This window comes from Acinetobacter sp. GWC1_38_13 (assembly GCF_001767535.1).
GTDB lineage: Bacteria > Pseudomonadota > Gammaproteobacteria > Pseudomonadales > Moraxellaceae > Acinetobacter > Acinetobacter junii.
In genome coordinates this window covers 21,851-39,804 of record NZ_MELG01000085.1, presented here as the reverse complement: position 1 = coordinate 39,804, position 17,954 = coordinate 21,851, and the positions used below count along the sequence as shown (strand labels likewise).

Below are 17,954 nucleotides of genomic sequence, written 5' to 3'. Positions count from 1 at the left end.
TTATCTGTTGGGTTGAAAGTAGCGAATAATTTATCGTTAACTCCTCAATTGCAGCAGGCAATTCGACTTTTACAACTCTCTAGTTTGGAGTTGGAGCAAGAGATACAAATTCAACTTGATAGTAATCCATTGCTCGAAAAAATTGAAGATAATAATAGTATTGAAAGTTTAAATAGTGTTGAAGCTAATGAAAATAAAGATTTAACATCTGAATTGAATGCAGATCATTTACCAAATGATTTGCCCGTTGATACAGAGTGGGATGATATTTATACGCATCAATCCACCGCACTTGCTACACCAGAGTATGAAGAAAGAGAAGATAACAGACAAATTCACCTTAGTTTAAAAGAACATATTCTAGAACAAGTTAATCTTTTGCATTTTTCTAGGGTGGATAAGCTGATTGCTTATTGTATTGTAGACTCTTTGGATGATAAGGGATTTCTAGATGCTGATTTGACAGATATTTTAATTGCTGTGAATCAATTGTTACGAGAGGTTGATAACGACGAAGATGTTGAAGAAGATGAGGTTATTGTTGTCTTAAAACATATTCAACGTTTAGAGCCGATAGGTGTTGGCTCAAGAAGTTTGGCTGAATGTTTGCAAATTCAATTAGAAACAATTAAAGACAAGACTCCTTTTTTAGCCGAAGCAAAGCAGCTTTTAAATTACTATGAACTGCTGATTTCTAATGATTTAAATAAATTATTGAAACAAACTGGATTATCAAAAGAACAACTTACTAATGCAATTGAGCTACTTAAAACCTTAAAGCCTTATCCTGGGTTGGAGTTTGATCAACAAGAATCAGAGTATCAGGTACCTGATGTCGTTGTCGCAAAGAAAGATCAGCATTGGAATGTACAATTAAATCCGGATGTAATGCCTAAATTACGGATTAATTCATTTTATTCCAATATGATTCGTCGAGCAGATCAAAGTGACGATAATGTTTATTTACGCAATCAAATGTTAGAAGCAAAGAACTTCATTAAGAGTATAGATGAGCGTCATAAAACATTATTGAAGGTTGCGACTTGTATTGTTGAACATCAGCGAGCATTTCTTGAGCAAGGTGCTGAAGCAATGAAGCCTTTAGTTTTGCGTGATGTAGCAGAAGAAGTTGAACTACATGAATCAACAGTATCTCGTGTGACAACCAATAAATATATGCTTACACCCCGTGGGTTATTTGAATTGAAATACTTTTTTTCAAGTCATGTTGGAACAACTTCTGGTGGGGAGGCATCTTCGACTGCAATTCGTGCCATGATTAAAAAGCTCGTATCTAATGAAAATCCACGTAAGCCTTTGTCAGATAATGCAATAGCAGAGATGTTGAAAAAAGAAGGGATTGAGGTTGCTCGTAGAACAGTCGCAAAATATAGAGAATCGTTACATATTCCTTCATCTTCTGAAAGAAAAGTCTTGATCTAAAATTTAAGGTGTGACTATTCTAATAGCTCATTATGACGAAATAATGAATTTTTTTAATAGTCACTAGAGAGATCACTGAAATGATTTAATGGATACTGAACCATTCATGTGCATTAATTTGTTTTAGTTATTTCTTGAATCCTAAGAAAAGGTGAGGGATAGAATTATGCAAATAACAATTCGTGGACACCATTTAACCATTACACCAGCAATTGAAAAAAATATAAAAGAAAAGTTTAGTCAAATGACTAAGCATCTTGATCAAGTAAACAGTATGCAAATTAAACTAGCGAAAGATCATCAAATCGATAAGCGTTCGCATAAGGGGAGTGCCAATCATATAGCTGAGGCCATCATACGTTTACCAGGGGTTGAGCTGTTTGCTCAAGCAACAGCAGATGATATGTATACTTCAATAAAAAAACTGACAGAAAAATTAAAAAGACAGCTTGCTAAACATAGAAAAATGCAATGTTCTTACCAACATGAGTTGGTTGTTTTAAGTTAAATTACTTTTAAGAAAGAGGCTAATTTTGATAGCCTCTTTTTTTTTATTTTTAAAAAAAGAAACTGCTTACTGAATAATGTGAAAAAGTTATAGTAAAATATGCGGTTTTACACCATTGGCTGTATAAGAGGTCTTGTAATGAATAGTGAACAGCTCACGCAAATTTTAAAAGAAGCTTTCCCTGAAGCAGAAGTAGCAGTGAGTGGACAAGCTGGAAAATTCGACCTTCGTATTGTAGATGATCAATTTGAAGGAAAGAGAACTCTTACACGTCAACAAGCCGTATATGCACCTCTTAATTCTTATATCGCGAGTGGTGAAGTTCACGCAGTTACTATTCGTGCAATGACTAAAGACGAATGGCGTAAAGCAAGCCTTTTCGGAGCTTAAATATTAATGGATAAATTTTTAATTACTGGCGGTGTTAAGCTCGAAGGTGAAGTACGCATTTCTGGTGCTAAAAATGCAGCTTTACCTTTACTCGCTGCAATGATTCTTGCGGACTCTCCGACTACTTTAACCAATGTGCCAAACTTAAAAGACGTAAATACATTAGTTAAATTAATAGCGGGTCTTGGCATTACCATGACCTATGAAGGGGATACGGTTCGTGCTGATGCATCAACATTAGATAATCAATTTGCACCATACGAACTTGTGAAAACAATGCGTGCTTCAATTTTAGTATTAGGTCCATTATTAGCACGTTATGGTAACGCAAAAGTATCATTACCAGGTGGTTGTGCAATTGGTTCACGTCCAGTTGATCAGCATTTAAAAGCTTTGGAAGCGTTAGGTGCACATATTGAAGTTGAAAATGGATATGTTCATGCTTCAGTTGATGGTCGATTAAAAGGCGGTGAAGTCGTTTTTGATATGGTGACCGTGGGTGGTACAGAGAATATCTTGATGGCTGCTGTTTTAGCAGATGGTGTTACCACAATTCGTAATGCTGCTAGAGAGCCTGAGATTACAGACCTCGCCCAAATGCTAATTAAAATGGGTGCAAAAATTGAAGGACTTGATACAGACACTTTGATAGTAACTGGTGTTGAAAGTCTGCATGGTTGTGAATACGCAGTCGTAGCGGATCGTATCGAAACTGGTTCATATTTAGCTGCTGCAGCGATCACTGGTGGTCGTATCAAAACGACGCATACAGATCCAGCATTATTAGAAGCTGTATTAGATAAATTCGAAGAAATGGGTGCGGAAGTTACTCGTGGCGATGATTGGATTGAACTAGACATGCAAGGGAAACGTCCTAAAGCTGTTAGTTTTAGAACATTGCCTCATCCGGAATTTCCAACTGACATGCAAGCTCAAATCATGGCCGTGAATGCAATCGGTCGTGGTTTTGCGACGATTTCGGAAACAATTTTTGAAAATCGCTTTATGCATGTCCCTGAACTTTCACGTATGGGTGCAAATATTCAGGTAGAAGGCCATGATGCGATCGTAACTGGTGTGGAAACACTTCAGGCTGCACCTGTTATGGCTACAGATTTACGTGCTTCATTTTCACTAGTGCTTGCAGCCTTAGTTGCAGAAGGTGAAACACTAATTGATCGTATTTACCATATAGATCGTGGCTATGAACATGTTGAAGAAAAATTGCAAAGTTTAGGCGCTCAGATTAAGCGAGTAAAAGGATGAATGACTTAAGAAACGATGATCCGAATTTTGATGTAATGGGTAATTTTGATCATGGTTTAACTTTAGCACTCAGTAAAGGTCGTATCTTAAAAGAAACATTGCCATTACTTGAAAATGCAGGCATAAATTTACTTGAAGATCCTGATAAATCTCGTAAATTGATTTTCCCAACCACACATAAGAAAGTACGTATTTTGATTTTACGTGCTTCTGATGTGCCAACATATGTGGAAAACGGTGCAGCAGATTTTGGTGTCGCGGGTAAAGATGTATTAATGGAACATGGAGCTCAACATGTGTACGAGTTACTTGACTTAAGAATTGCCAATTGTAAATTAATGACTGCTGGTAAAGTTGGAATGGAACGTCCGAAAGGACGTTTGAAGATTGCAACCAAGTATGTCAATTTGACGCGTCAATATTATGCGAGCTTAGGTGAACAAGTTGATGTGATTAAGCTCTATGGTTCAATGGAGCTTGCGCCATTAGTAGGCTTGGGTGATTATATTGTCGATGTCGTTGATACGGGTAATACTTTACGCGCCAATGGTTTAGAGCCATTAGAAGAGATTTGTAAAGTTTCTTCGCGTCTTATTGTCAATAAAGCGAGTTTTAAACGGAAACAAGCTTTATTAAATCCAATTTTGACTCAACTTGAACAAGCAGTCCAATCACGTTAAACGTGATTTCCTATGAAAACTGAGTGATAGATGTTGATATGATGCCCACAAGGACTTCGAAAAAGAGTAAACTTATTCTTCTCTTTTTCGCCTTGTGGGTAAATTGATGCGACGTTTATCGACTCAGGATCAAAATTTTAAGCAGATATTTGCTGAACTATTAGCATTTGAAACTGTAAATGATCCTCAATTAGTACAAACCGTAGACCAAATTATTGCCGATGTTCGTCAACACGGTGATCAGCATGTACTTAAGTTAACGCAACAGTTCGATCGACATCCTGCGCATCAATTCTCAGACTTAGAGCTCAGCCAAGAACAACTCAAATCCGCTTTTGAGGGTTTAACCATTGAAACTCGTGATGCACTTGAGTTAGCAGCAAAACGAATTCGTTCATTTCATCAAGCTCAGAAGCAAGAAGGGTGGACTTATGTTGATGATTTGGGAAATACATTAGGTCAAAAAGTCACTCCACTTGATCGTGTTGGGATCTATGTACCTGGTGGTTTAGCCTCTTATCCATCGTCTGTACTTATGAATGCTTTACCAGCCCATGTTGCTGGCGTACCTGAAATTATTATGGTTGTTCCTGCACCCAATGGTGAACTTAATCCATTGGTATTAGCAGCAGCATATTTAGCTGGTGTGAGCCGAGTTTTTACAATAGGTGGTGCACAAGCTGTTGCAGCTCTGGCTTATGGTACTGAAACAATACCAGCGGTGGATAAAATTACTGGGCCAGGTAATCGCTTTGTTGCCGCAGCTAAAAGAGCAGTTTTCGGTCAAGTGGGCATTGATATGATCGCAGGTCCTTCAGAAATTCTTGTTTATGCTGAAGGTGAAAATAATGCTGAATGGTTGGCAATGGATGTATTGTCTCAGGCAGAGCATGATACTGTGGCTCAATCAATTTTCATTACGCCTGATGAGAATCTTTTAAATGCTGTGGAAATTGCAATTGAAAAGCATTTGAACGAACTGCCAAAGGCAGATATTGCTCGAACTTCTATTGAAAATCGTGGCGCATTAGTGCTTGTGAAGAATCGTGCAGAAGCAGTTGATCTTATCAACCGAGTTGCTCCTGAGCATTTAGAGTTATGTCTAGATGATGCAGAGTTGATGAGTCAAGAAATACGTCATGCGGGCGCAATATTCATGGGGCGCTATACTCCTGAAGCAATAGGTGATTATTGTGCGGGGCCTAATCACGTCCTACCAACATCTGGTACAGCTCGCTTTTCCTCACCGCTTGGTGTTTACGATTTTCAGAAACGCTCAAGCTTAATTATGTGCTCAAAAGAAGGTGTCAAAACCTTAGCAAAAGCAGCAGACATATTGGCGGTGGAAGAAAATCTCGATGCACATGCTCGATCAGCTCGTTATCGTTATCAATAGCTAACCCACGAATATAGGGGGCTGATAAAGTCCCTTTTTAGAGAGTTTTGAGAGTATATAAAATGGCATTTACACTTGAACAAATGCGTTTTTGGAGTCCTGAGGTTCGTGATTTAGAGCCTTACGTACCTGGTGAACAACCAAAAATACAGAATTTATTGAAACTGAATACAAACGAAAATCCTTATCCACCATCACCAAAAGTGGTTGATGCAGTGCAAGCTGTTTTGACTCATCAAGCTGATGCCCTTCGTTTATATCCTGATCCAGATGCTACGGCTTTAAAACAAGCAATCGCTAAACAACAAAATGTTGATGTTAGCCAAGTCTTCGTAGGAAATGGTTCTGATGAAGTGCTTGCTCATATTTTTAAAGCATTTTTCATTCAGCAAGAACCAATTCTATATCCAGATATAACCTATAGTTTTTATCCAGTTTATAGTCAATTTTTTGGTGTTCAAACAAAGCAAATTCCATTGAATGAAAAATTTGAAATAGATATTTCAGATTATGAACAGGAAAATGGTGGCATCATTATCACTAATCCAAATGCACCAACGAGTATTGCATTAGATTTGGACAAAATTGAACAATTGTTAAAAGCTAATCCAAATCGTGTGATAGTTATTGATGAAGCTTATGTAGATTTCGGAGCAAAATCAGCGGTTGAACTTGTAAGTCGTTATGAGAATTTGGTTGTATGTCAAACAACCTCCAAATCTCGTTCACTGGCTGGATTACGTGTTGGATTTGCAATTGGACAAGCCCATTTGATTGCTGCACTTGAAGCGGTTAAGAATAGTTTCAATTCATACCCAATTGACCGTTTTGCAATTGCTGCAGCTGTAGCATCTTTTGAAGATCAAGACTATTTTCAAGAACAATGTGAAAAAGTCATTGCAAGTCGTGAAAAATTGGTAGCTAACCTAACTGAGCTAGGTTTTAATGTTTTACCTTCAAAAGCAAACTTTATTTTTGCTACACACTCCCTACACGATGCAGCACAACTTGCAGAAAAATTGCGTGAGCAAGGTATTATTGTTCGCTATTTCAACAAACCAAGAATTAATCAATTTTTGCGTATTACGATTGGTACTGATGAACAAAATCAGCGCCTAGTTGATACATTAGAAATGCTGATAAGTTAATTTTGAAGTAGTGTATTTCATTTCTGCCATGTATTGAGTAGATCAAGCATGGCAGAAACTTTATCAAAACATTCTTGGTATTCGGCTTCCGCATCAGATGCGATAGTAATTCCACCACCAGCCCAAATCGAAAGATTGTCCTGATTTTTTTGAATACTACGAATTAAAATATTCCAGCGACCTGTACCATCGTAATTAAAATATCCTAAACTTCCGCAATAGGCACCGCGTGGAGATTCTTCAAGCTCATCGATAATTTGCATTGCGCGAATCTTTGGTGCCCCTGTGATTGAGCCTCCTGGAAGTGCTGATAGCAACATTTGCATCGGATTAACTTCTTCTTTTAATGTCGCGGTGATTTCACTCACCATATGATGAACTTGATTAAAACTTTCAATTTCAAATAATTTTGTTGTTTTTACTGAACCAGTTTCTGCATAAACACTTAAATCATTTCTTAGTAAATCCACAATCATCACATTTTCCGCCTGATCTTTCTTTGAATTTGTTAACTTTTCTTTTGAAATAAGGTCTTGTTCAGGATCTTGGTGTCTTGGCATGGTGCCTTTGATTGGTCGAGTTTTAATTTTATTTTTATTATCAAATTCAATGAATAGCTCTGGTGAACAACTTAAAAGTTCGAATTCATTAATTTTTACATAGCCTGCATATGGTGCATGAGTTAATTGCCAAAAATCATTTGATTTACTAAGTAAGGAGCCTTTCGCTTTTGCTGTAAACTCTTGAGTTAAATTTATTTGATAACAATCACCAGCTTTAATATAGTCTTGAATTTTGCTAAATGCTTGTAAATACTTGGTTTTAGACCAGCGAGGTGTACATTGATCCTGTAAAGATAATGATTCTAGTTGATCTGATTTATTTTTAGACAAAAGGGATAGAATGTAATTATAGGTGTTTACTGAATTTTTTTCATTGCCATAGAAATACCATTCACCATTATGATATTTGAGATAACTTGAATATTCACCTAAAAAAAGACTGGGTTGAGAGCGCATAGCAGTTTTAACGCATAAGTTTGAACAATAGTCATAACTTATAAAGCCGATGTATCCACCTTTAAAAGACATGGATTCGATGGCTGATATTGGATTTTTGCTAAACTGAGCAAAATTGATGATCGATAAAGGATGCGTAATTTGATGGTATTGGTTTAACTCAAGTTGAGTGAATTGTTGTGATGTTGAATTTTCGAAGATTAAATAATGTTTTGGCAAAAAACTAATAATAGGTGAGTTTTGATCATGCAAATAAACCAAACCAATTAACTCTCTCAACTGAAATAGAATTTCAGAGACTGATAGAGATGAAATATTGAGTTTTTGCTTAAACTGGCTCATAAACTTGAAAATAACACATGCAAATTATAAGAAATAATTGTACTACAATAGTGAGAAATCATCGGAATTTTTCAAAAACAGGTTGTAATTCGAAAATCATTTAAACAGTAATTGTGATTCATCTCATAAAAATTGTCACTATCAGTAATTTAAATGCATAAAAATGGCAAAAAGTGTCATTGTTAACATTTATGTAAATATCTTATCCATTCAGATAAATGGAGAACTGAGAGAAATGTATACTTGTTTTTTAAAAAATGGTCTTATAAATATACAGATAATTCACAATCTTATTGCTAACTATGAGTTGTAATGCAGTAGTGTATTTTTTATGCCGTTTATCGGTTTATTACTAAAAAGCGGTTAACAGGAGTTGAACATAAAATAACAAACAGGTAATTTAGTACTTGCTAAGCGAACTACTCAAGGATCGGAAGTTCAAGTTGTCATTTAAGAAAAAAACAACAGTGGACAGTTTAGAGTAGTGTAAGTCAAAAAATAAATGCTCTTGGGAGAGTGCTCAATGAAAATGTTTACTAAACTAGCTTTAGTTTCTTCAATGGCGATTAGCGCTAATGCAATGGCTATGCAAGCGATGGATGATGCTGCACTTAGCTCTGCTACTGGTCAAGATGGTATCAATATTGGTATTGGTGCTGGTGTTAATGCTGATTTAGAAGCCTTTATGACTGGTACAACGCCTACTACTGCTTCGATGAGAGGTATCTACGTAACTGATCTGTTTGTACATGATAACGACGGTTTAGCTACTACTGCTGCGTTTAATGGTGTAAATCTAGGCGGTCAAGCAACTGCTGGTGCGATTCATATTGCTGGTTTAGGTCTTCAAGCTACTGCTGGTGCTGATAACTTTGATGGCACTGCATCAACTAACTTACTTAATTTAAAAATTGATACTGATGCTGGTACTACACTTAATGGTGGTGGCGGCGCATTCCTAAATATCGGTGCTAATGTTGCAGCACTTCGAGTTAAAGTTGGTGCAATCAGTGTTGGTGCTTCTGGTGCAGCTCCTGATTTAACTACTGCTAATATCCGTCGTGGTACTACAGGAACTGAGAACCAAATCCTTACTGGTTTAACATTGGATATGGGTAAAGTTGCAGCTAACGTACAATTAGGTGCTACTCCACAAGGTGCTATGGTTCTTGTTAAATCTTCTCTAAGCGGTCTTAACATCACTAACCTAGGTATCAATGATGCTGCTGGTGGTGGTCAGATCTATCTTGATGGTTTACATGTTCGTGGTGCTGGTGGCGGTGCAATTGATGTTGATTTAGGTATCTCAGTTAAAAGCACTGGTTTAGAAATTAAGAACAACAGCACAGCTGGTAATGATGTATACGTTAAAGCTGTACGTTTAGGTGCTGCTGCGACTGGTTCTACAAATGCTTCAATTGGTGATGTAGAAGTTCAAGGTCTTAAACTTGGCCAAACTACGATTACAATCGCTGGTTACTAAGTTGATTTGTTGATTAAAAAAAGCGCATATATTGCGCTTTTTTTAATCTTTAAAGAAAAGTGGTTTTAATCTAGATATTAATTTTCTATTTGAAAGTGAAGTCGTTACATATTTCCTTTGAAATACACGAAGATATGTAAAAGAAATAACATTTCATCAAAAAAAGCTAAAAAAAAGCTGTTTTTTTTTATAAAAAACGGTATCTTCATCACACAGGGAAGTAGTGTCAGTGACGCTAAGAATAAAATGAATAAGGCAAATCATGCCGCTGTTAAGAAAAGAGAATTATGTTAGAGATAGCTCTAGGCTCTGCATTGATGTATTACTTTACAACGCAAGCCTTTGAAATAGAAAAAAAACCTGAAGGAACAGTTTATTATACTGAAACTTTGGATTCTAGGAATTCTTCATTTACTCGTAATCATCGAGAAGCGGTTGTTATAAAGCCAGCAGTTGAAGATCAGTTTCGAGGCATCGTACGTCAAGCATATGACTATAGTTGTGGTTCGGCGGCATTGACGACACTTTTAAATGGATACGGTGGTTTAAAGCTAACTGAACAGCAAACGATGAGTGGCTTGCTTCAGTACGGTGAATATCAACGAATCATTGAAAGAAGAAGTTTCTCCCTACTTGATATGAAGAGATTTGTTGCGGCTTTAGGTCTAAATAGTGGGGGATATCGTGGCGAATTCTCTGATTTAGCAGCTTTAAAGCAACCAGCTATTGTCCCGATAACTTATGCAGGTTTTAAGCATTTTGTTGTTTATAAAGCTTATAAAGATGGGCGTGTGTATGTTGCAGATCCAGCTCTTGGAAATATAAGTTTTGATGAAACTCGATTTCGAGAAGTATGGGATAACAATACCTTATTTATCGTAGATGTTCCTGGACAATATCGAAAGGACTTATTGGCGTTAAAAGATGAAGATATGCGCCACGTAGATGATGCTACAGTCAATCGATATGCTTTGGCTGAAATTCAATTCCCTACGCAAAAGTTTGAGAAACTTGCTGATAAAGCCTCTACAATGCGTAGGGTACTTGATGCTGATCCAAACTCAGAGAACTACAATAAACCGATCACTACATACATGCGTATGTACTATAAGCGTAAATAATCTCAGAATTTAATAGATGTAGGATGTCATAATGAACAATCAATGGATGAATGTGAGTGTATTAGCATTAAGTTTAAGTGCTATAGCGACGACCCTTTATGCTGAAGACCAAACTGAAGTTGCGAATGTAGAACAGACTCAAATCAATGAGTCGGCAACACAAAGTACACCAGTTGTAGCTGAAGCTACATCTACCACTCCTGCAAATGATGCAAGTGAAGCTGCAAATGCTTTGCAGAAGCAAGAAGGTGATGCAACTAAGGAAACTAATTTACAAGAAGTATTCACTTCAAATGAACGTCAGTATTCTTTAATCAAAAAAGGTGTTTTCTCATCTTATTATGATATTGACTATACCTATTATCGCGATAGTCGCCTTGACTTAGCGACTGATGATAGTACGAGTACTTTAGCTCGGCTTCGTGTTGAAGAAGATGCAAATCATACATTAACCAATACTTTTACAGTTCAATATGGCTTACTAGATAACTTAACTTTATCAGCATCTGTTCCATTCATCGCAAAAAAAGACTTACTACAAGATGAAACTGCAGCAGGCTTGGGGGATTTATCATTTGGTGCACGTTGGGAACCTTTTCCACTTAAACAAGGGCGACTACCTTTAGTTTTATTTGGTAGTTTATCGACCAAAACGGGTGATAGCCCATATGAAATTGGAATTGATGAGTTATCAACAGGTAAGGGCTACTACTCTGTAGGAGTTGGTGCTAGTACACGTAAATATATTGATCCAGTTGTTTTATTTACATCAGTTTCAGCCAATTATGGTCTCAAAGAGACAGGTCTAAACCAACTACGTGGTAGTCGTACCTTAGAAAGTTTTGACCCTGGTTTAAGTGGTGGTTTTGCTTTTGGTTTTGCTTACTCGTTCAATTACGATGTATCTCTAACGATGTCTTATCAACAAAGCTTTAATACTGGTGCTAAATTTTATTTTAGCGAAGGCGAAAGTTTTAAATCAGCTGATCAAAGTAGTTCCACTCTTTCTTTTGCTTTAGGTGTACGTGTATCCCCAGAAACAATCGTGAATGGAACTGTTGGAATTGGTTTAACAGAAGATGCACCAGATGTTTCATTAGGACTTTCATTCCCGTTAGATATTATTGGTTTTGGTAAAAAACTACGTTAAGGAGACACAATGGTGAAATATCCTAAGTTATGTCCTTTAACGATAGGTATTCTAGTCGCGGGACTTTCGAATTTTACTCATGCACAATTGGGTCAAGACTTATCTGTAGATCTTAGGTCTTTGTCACTTGGAAATGCTGTTACCGCAGATCCACCAGGTATTAGTGCCGTTCATTTTAACCCAGCTGCTCTTGCTAAAATCGATGGTTTGCAAACTGATGTTCAAGGTATTCTTGCGAACTTTGCAATTAAAAGAGATTTTACCGCACCTGCAGGTTACAACGTTTTTGGTTATTCAGATGATCCTTTAGTTTGTAATGATGGACCTGAAGTTGATACAGGAATCTGTACAGATTTTAAAGGCACTGTTTCTGGTGATGTGGAATATGCCAGTATTTATGTTCCAGTACTCAAGAAAATTGTTGATCTTGGTCCTAATGCACCTTTAGCAGCTCCGACAGCGGGTATAGCCTATAAACCTCCTGGTTCTAAAGTTACCTATGCAACAGCAGTTTATGCGCCACTTGTAGCTGGCTTTGGTGCCGAAAGTGGTAATCCTGGTAATTTCATGGGGCAACAAGTTGCTTTAGAACGTATTACCTATCTTTCTCCTTCATTTGGATATCAAGTGAATGATCACTTAGCGATTGGCGCCTCTTTTGGTATGTCTTATCAAGCGATTGCGATGAAGACAGATTTACGTTTCCCCAATGAGATGATTGGTGTGTTGCGTATGGTCGATGAAGTGGTGTGTGGTCCATTTAAAGATAATGGCGATATTATTACTGACTTACTGTTATTTGGTATTTGTAATGCTCAAGAGGGCCTAAATCCATTTAATAAATTGGGTGCTTTAGATGTATCCTTAGAACAGTCTTTGAGTCCCAGTTATAATTTAGGTGTGCTATGGGAACCTACAGATGATTTTAGTTTTGGTATGGTTTACCAAAGCGAGGCTAAAATGCGTCTAAAAGGGAAGTACCTTATAAATAATGCGAACGCTTCTCAAGAACTAATCGCTGGATTAAACTCTTCAGCTACAGGACAAATTCTTGCTGCAATTTTGGGTTTGCCTGGATTTGTACCTAATATCGAATCTGGTCTTGTTGCGATGGATTTTAAATATCCTCAGCATTTTAAAGCAGGAATAAAATACAAAATATTTCCAGATTTACAAATGAATTTCGATATTGGTTGGACTGATTTCTCAGCATGGGATAAGTTTAAATTTGAATTTGATCGACAAATATCATTATTAAAAGTCGCGAAATTATTATCTGGGGATGTTACTGATCGTTCATTAGCATTACCTTTAAATTTCCAATCTTCGTGGCGTTGGGGGATTGGTTTTGAATATTCTGCCACGGATCGTTTAAAGCTACGTATCGGTTATGAACCACGGACAAGTTCTATTCCTGATGATAAGCGAAATACAATGGTTCCGATCAACAACGCACAATTGTTTGGGCTTGGTGTAGGCTATCGCTTTGATCAAGATACAGATTTAGATTTATCTATTGGTTTCTTACGTAGTCGCGATGATATTCCAGCCAATACAAGTAGCCTTGCGAACAAAACGGGTGTAGATAATATCTTACTGAATCCGTACGCAGGTTTAGATATTAAAACAAATACCAAAGTCACTTTACTTGGTATTAATTATAGAACTAGATGGTAATGCTTAAGAAAAATATTCAAATGTCTAAATACGCTATGCTAATGATTGGTATTAGCATAGTGTCTGGACAAAATGTGTATGCAGATGGGTTCTATACAATCATTGGCCCAGATGGACGCCCAATGATTGTGCCTAAAAAGGATACCTCACAACAACTTCAATCTCAGGTTAGAAATATTGAGAAAGAATCGACCTTACCCAATAAAATTATTGAAAATAAAGTCGAAACGCCAGTAAAACTGTCTAACTCTCAAAATAGAAATATCCAGAGTGACATAAGTAATACGCGTAAAATAGAAAAGATTGAACCAGCAATTGTTGAGCAAAATGTTGAGTCCCAAAAGACACTTACAATTGAGATTCCATTGTCACAAGAATTGAAATCTGTTCAAACATTAGAATCTAAAAAACTAAAGACTAAAGATATAAATCAAAAAGAAAAAGATTCAAAAGTTGTTACTCCAATCAATAATAAAGAACTGAAAAAAGAGTCCAATACATCTGCACAGCAAAAAGATGGTTTTACCAGTATAGATGGTGTGTCATATGTAAATAATGAATATTTAGAAGGTCAAGAATTTAATCTAGAAGGGAAAAAGCGTTTTTATACTATGCCTGATGGGAGTGGACGTTTAGAAACTATTGAGCGTAAAAAAGGGGTTAGTCGCTCAATGTTAGATCGCATAATGAGTCGCCCAATCGAGTCGAGTAAAGCGATTACACTTTCTACAAATTATGTAAGATTAACACCAGAAGACTTAGCATTAGCATTTGAAGAAGATCGTTGTTTTGTTGAAAATTATACAAAATCAATTAAAAAGCTTAGTCTTAATAAAGATATTGGTTTATGGCCAAGAAAACCTCTAAAAGAGAAATTTGAATACGAATTAGTTGAACTAGACAATCCGATTACATATATTCAGATTGATTCCTATGCTTCCAGTAATAATAAACCAGTATATTATTGGCCACTTGTTATCTTCTTAGATAAAAAAGGTTGTATCCAAGAAGGTGTAAGTGGTTTCAAAAATGAAACTGTACATGAAACAACATTCAAGCATGCTGCTATTCAAGGTGTATTGCGTGTCCCAGAAACAGCACACTATGTAATGATGACACCATTAGCCTCAGCAGTTGATGTACCAGAACAAGAGCTTTCAAATCAAGGACAGATAAAAATCTCTGTTATACAGTAAATATTAGGATGAATTTTAGTATGAATAAAAAAACGATATTACCATTAAGCCTATCTATAATTGCTGCAATGATGACAGCTTGTGGTGGTGAAAGTGCTAAAATAAATGAAGATCCAAACCAAGGCGTTGATGGTGTTACATCTAATACAAGTTGTGACGTGTCAGCAAGTGATTGTCTGAAATTTGTGCTTGATTATCCTGTTTCTGGAATAAATTTTGATTGTAGTACGGATAAAATCAATCATTTTGCGACTAAATTAGACGGTAATATTGTTACTGGAGCATGTAAGCTAGGGGATGAAGCAAGTTTTTATATTCAAGGTTCTTCAGCTCGAAAAATCAACCTTGGTACGATTAAGTTAGATACAATTTCTAAGTTAAAAACAGCAACTCTTCCACATATTCGATTAATAGATTTCGCTACGGCATTAACTGGCAAGATGCCAAATTCTCTTGATAAAAATGATGAAACTATTCGAGTTGCTGTTGCGCTGATTCGAATTATGCATAGTCTGGGCGTTGAAAGAAATGACAATGTAGTTGGAGATATACAACCGATAGAATTTACTGAAGAGAAGAAAGATTTATTAGTGAATGTCACTAAAGATATTGGTGTTAATGAATTATTGTCTGGCGAATATATTACACTTTTACAACCTTGGTTAGATGTATCAAAAGTTTCTGACGACCAAGCCTATGCTCTATTAATTCGTCTTTTAAACTTGGTTAACACGGGTGTTTGGCAAGCTGATTTACCGGCATATAAAGCTGGTGGTGAAAGTACAAGTGTTAATAATTTCCGCCCAGATGGGTTCTTCGGTTGTAATAAAGAATTGACTTCAAAATGCGTAGATAATGACACTAATCTATTGCATTCAATGGGAAGTTTTTTTCTATTATCTGATAGACAGGGATATACAATCGGTAATGGTCAACAATGGAAGGGAGCTGCAACTATAACGAATGGGTTGGTTGTTGCTCCAATTACCTTGATTACAAAGGTAAAACCAATTAAATTACAAGTAGATGCGCAAAAGGATTGGCTTGATCCGATCAATATGCAAGTAAATACAAATAAACCTTTACGTTTTAAAATTTCAGAAAATAATTCAGCTGAAGACTTATTGATATATCAAGGTAAGCTAATCAATAGAAATACTATACCTGGTACAACTAACTTTTATAAACAATTGATTAAAGCCAAAGATACGGATACCGTTGACACAACTCATCTTGGTTTATGGAAACAGGCTATATCAAGTACTAACTATAATGGAACTGTTGATATTGTTAAGATTAATCCTTCGAGTTATTTAGCTAAAGACATTTTTAAAACTAGAAATAATGTTGCATCAAATCAGCAATATATCTTCCCTTTGTATGCTACTTTAACATTCAGATTCAGCAATGAAGCAAACCTAGCTCCAGTTGATTTAGGAATTGTCATTGATGAAGATGGTGATATTCGTACAGATATCAAAGCGAATTCAACAGCTACAGATATGTCTGGTATTTGTGGCAGTGTGAAGACAGTGAATAGTGATGGTTCAATCACAGATAGTAATGATCAAAAACAGTTCCGAATTGGTACAACGGGAGCGACATTATTTTCAACGAATGATAAATCAATCAGTGTGAGAGCGATATTGTCTAATCCTAAGTTTGGAAATATCAATGGAGTAATGTTTGGCTTGAACGTAACTGCAGGCACTGGGGCGAAAATCAATATCAATAACCTTCTTGCAGGTCAAGCAACGGGCATTAATTTAACGAATTTCTCAAATAATACAGTGACATGGTCAAATACTTATGCATATTTTGTAGATGTATATAATCGTTTATATGATGATTTGACCACAGAGGAAAAAAATAAATACGTAGCTCCTACAGCAGAAGAACGTGAATTAGCGAAACGTTTCTCTGGTTCGGTAAGTATTAAGATTGCAGATCAATCTATCCCAGCATGTAAGGCAATTAAAGTTAAGTCGTAATATAAAAAAGACCGCGTTAAGCGGTCTTTTTTTTAACCCGTATGGTCTAAACGAGTACCCAACGTTTCTAGATGAGTTGTGAATGTTCCTGATTTACGATCAGAAAAATAGTGTTTCAATGTTTGTTCAACACTTGGAAATGCGAGTTCAGACCATGGGATTTCATGTTCTTCAAATAAACGACATTCAATACTTTCTTCACCTGCTCCAAAGAAACCTTGTTTAATATGTGCTTTGAATAATACGTATATCTGTCCAATACGCGGAATATTGTACATACAATAAAGTTGTTCTATTTCGACTTCTGCTTCCGCTTCTTCACGTGTTTCACGAGCCGCACCTTGTTCCATAGTTTCAAATAATTCCATGTAACCAGCAGGTAAGGTCCATAACCCATAGCGCGGTTCAATTGCTCGTCGACACAGTAAAACTTTGTCATCCCATAGGGCTAAAGCACCACAAATAACCTTGGGATTTTCATAATGAATATTGCCACAATTTGTACATACAAGACGTGTTTTATGATCACCTAATGGAATTTTTGCTTCAGTTTGATGTCCACACGCTACACAAAAGCTCATAATTATCATCAATCCTAGAGATAACTCAGCATAACTGAATTTTTATGAATTCGCATTAGGATCAGCTATGTTCCTCAGTAAAATTTCGGCTATGATGTTGGTGGATAAGAAAAGCATTCAAAGAGGGATGAGTAGCATGGAAGAGGGATCGTTAATACAGCTATTAGAACAACGGTTGCGATTTTCCAAACGAATTCAACAAGCTGATGCAGCAGTCTTAATTGCAATTACGCAGGAGACTCAGCCTAGAGTTTTATTGACACGTCGTTCAATTCATTTATCTCAACATGCAGGTGAGGTATCTTTTCCAGGTGGTAAACGTGATCCTAGCGATACAAGCAATATTGTTGTTGCTTTACGTGAGGCTCAAGAGGAAACCGCACTAAATCCTTTCGATGTTAAATTATTGGGTGATTTACCGATTCAAAGAGCGCGGAGTGGATTGTCTGTTAAACCAATTGTTGGTTTAATCCCTGCGGAAGTAAACCTTATTGCACAGCCCTCAGAAATTGATCGTATTTTCTTTGTACCATTAAAACAATTAATCGATGCTCCTCCTTTAC

At 36.5% G+C, this 17,954-nt stretch carries 16 protein-coding genes; 14 read left to right on the top strand and 2 right to left on the bottom strand.

Annotated elements, in window-relative coordinates; all coding sequences use genetic code 11:
* The 7 genes from A2003_RS09120 to hisC form a co-directional block, all read left to right on the top strand.
* Nucleotides 1–1,443 (top strand): RNA polymerase factor sigma-54 (locus A2003_RS09120; RefSeq protein ID WP_286687197.1); only part of this gene is annotated, 1,443 nt, incomplete at its 5' end.
* A 166-nt stretch (nt 1,444–1,609) separates the two neighbouring features.
* Nucleotides 1,610–1,951, top strand: a complete 342-nt coding sequence (gene hpf, locus A2003_RS09115; protein WP_004914435.1) for a ribosome hibernation-promoting factor, HPF/YfiA family — start codon at nt 1,610–1,612, stop codon at nt 1,949–1,951.
* Nucleotides 1,952–2,089: 138 nt separating this feature from the next.
* Nucleotides 2,090–2,341 (top strand): BolA family iron metabolism protein IbaG, encoded by a 252-nt coding sequence (ibaG, locus tag A2003_RS09110; protein WP_004914432.1) that lies wholly within the window; start codon nt 2,090–2,092, stop codon nt 2,339–2,341.
* Nucleotides 2,342–2,347: 6 nt separating this feature from the next.
* Nucleotides 2,348–3,607 carry a UDP-N-acetylglucosamine 1-carboxyvinyltransferase gene (gene murA / locus A2003_RS09105; protein WP_286687196.1) on the top strand — a complete coding sequence of 420 codons (1,260 nt, stop codon included), beginning with the start codon at nt 2,348–2,350 and terminating at the stop codon, nt 3,605–3,607.
* Nucleotides 3,604–4,287 (top strand): ATP phosphoribosyltransferase, encoded by a 684-nt coding sequence (gene hisG, locus A2003_RS09100; RefSeq protein ID WP_039048006.1) that lies wholly within the window; start codon nt 3,604–3,606, stop codon nt 4,285–4,287. The genes murA and hisG overlap by 4 nt, the downstream gene beginning before the upstream one ends.
* Before the next feature lie 106 nt (nt 4,288–4,393).
* Nucleotides 4,394–5,683: a histidinol dehydrogenase gene (gene hisD / locus A2003_RS09095; protein WP_286687195.1), complete on the top strand. Its 1,290-nt coding sequence runs from the start codon at nt 4,394–4,396 to the stop codon at nt 5,681–5,683.
* Nucleotides 5,684–5,745: 62 nt separating this feature from the next.
* Nucleotides 5,746–6,831 (top strand): histidinol-phosphate transaminase, encoded by a 1,086-nt coding sequence (hisC, locus tag A2003_RS09090; protein ID WP_286687194.1) that lies wholly within the window; start codon nt 5,746–5,748, stop codon nt 6,829–6,831.
* A gap of 17 nt (nt 6,832–6,848) precedes the next feature.
* Here the strand turns inward: hisC and pabB are convergent, their stop codons facing one another.
* Nucleotides 6,849–8,192, bottom strand: coding sequence for an aminodeoxychorismate synthase component I (gene pabB / locus A2003_RS09085; RefSeq protein ID WP_286687193.1), 1,344 nt, complete (start codon nt 8,190–8,192; stop codon nt 6,849–6,851).
* A 523-nt stretch (nt 8,193–8,715) separates the two neighbouring features.
* Here pabB and filA point away from each other — a divergent pair.
* The 6 genes from filA (at nt 8,716) to filF (ending at nt 16,810) form a co-directional block, all read left to right on the top strand.
* A complete protein-coding gene (filA, locus tag A2003_RS09080; RefSeq protein ID WP_286687192.1) occupies nt 8,716–9,675 on the top strand; it encodes a putative pilus system protein FilA in 960 nt (319 codons plus the stop codon).
* A 287-nt stretch (nt 9,676–9,962) separates the two neighbouring features.
* Entirely contained in the window at nt 9,963–10,796 is an 834-nt protein-coding gene (gene filB / locus A2003_RS09075; protein ID WP_286687191.1) for a putative pilus system C39 family peptidase FilB, read from the top strand.
* Between the two features lie 31 nt (nt 10,797–10,827).
* On the top strand, nt 10,828–11,946 hold the full coding sequence (filC, locus tag A2003_RS09070; protein ID WP_286687190.1) for a putative pilus system protein FilC: 1,119 nt from the start codon (nt 10,828–10,830) through the stop codon (nt 11,944–11,946).
* A gap of 12 nt (nt 11,947–11,958) precedes the next feature.
* The gene (gene filD, locus A2003_RS09065) at nt 11,959–13,623 is read left to right on the top strand and encodes a putative pilus system OmpP1/FadL family transporter FilD (RefSeq protein ID WP_286687199.1); all 1,665 of its coding nucleotides are present in this window, start codon (nt 11,959–11,961) and stop codon (nt 13,621–13,623) included.
* Nucleotides 13,623–14,819 carry a putative pilus assembly protein FilE gene (gene filE / locus A2003_RS09060; protein ID WP_286687189.1) on the top strand — a complete coding sequence of 399 codons (1,197 nt, stop codon included), beginning with the start codon at nt 13,623–13,625 and terminating at the stop codon, nt 14,817–14,819. The genes filD and filE overlap by 1 nt, the downstream gene beginning before the upstream one ends.
* 20 nt (nt 14,820–14,839) lie before the next feature.
* Nucleotides 14,840–16,810 (top strand): putative pilus system protein FilF, encoded by a 1,971-nt coding sequence (gene filF, locus A2003_RS09055; protein WP_286687188.1) that lies wholly within the window; start codon nt 14,840–14,842, stop codon nt 16,808–16,810.
* A gap of 32 nt (nt 16,811–16,842) precedes the next feature.
* Here the strand turns inward: filF and A2003_RS09050 are convergent, their stop codons facing one another.
* Complete coding sequence (locus A2003_RS09050; protein WP_004914410.1) at nt 16,843–17,391, bottom strand: NUDIX hydrolase; 549 nt, start codon at nt 17,389–17,391, stop codon at nt 16,843–16,845.
* Between the two features lie 127 nt (nt 17,392–17,518).
* On the opposite strand from A2003_RS09050, the gene A2003_RS09045 reads away from it, so the two are divergent.
* The coding region (locus A2003_RS09045) for an NUDIX hydrolase (RefSeq protein WP_286687198.1) at nt 17,519–17,954 on the top strand (436 nt) is incomplete at its 3' end.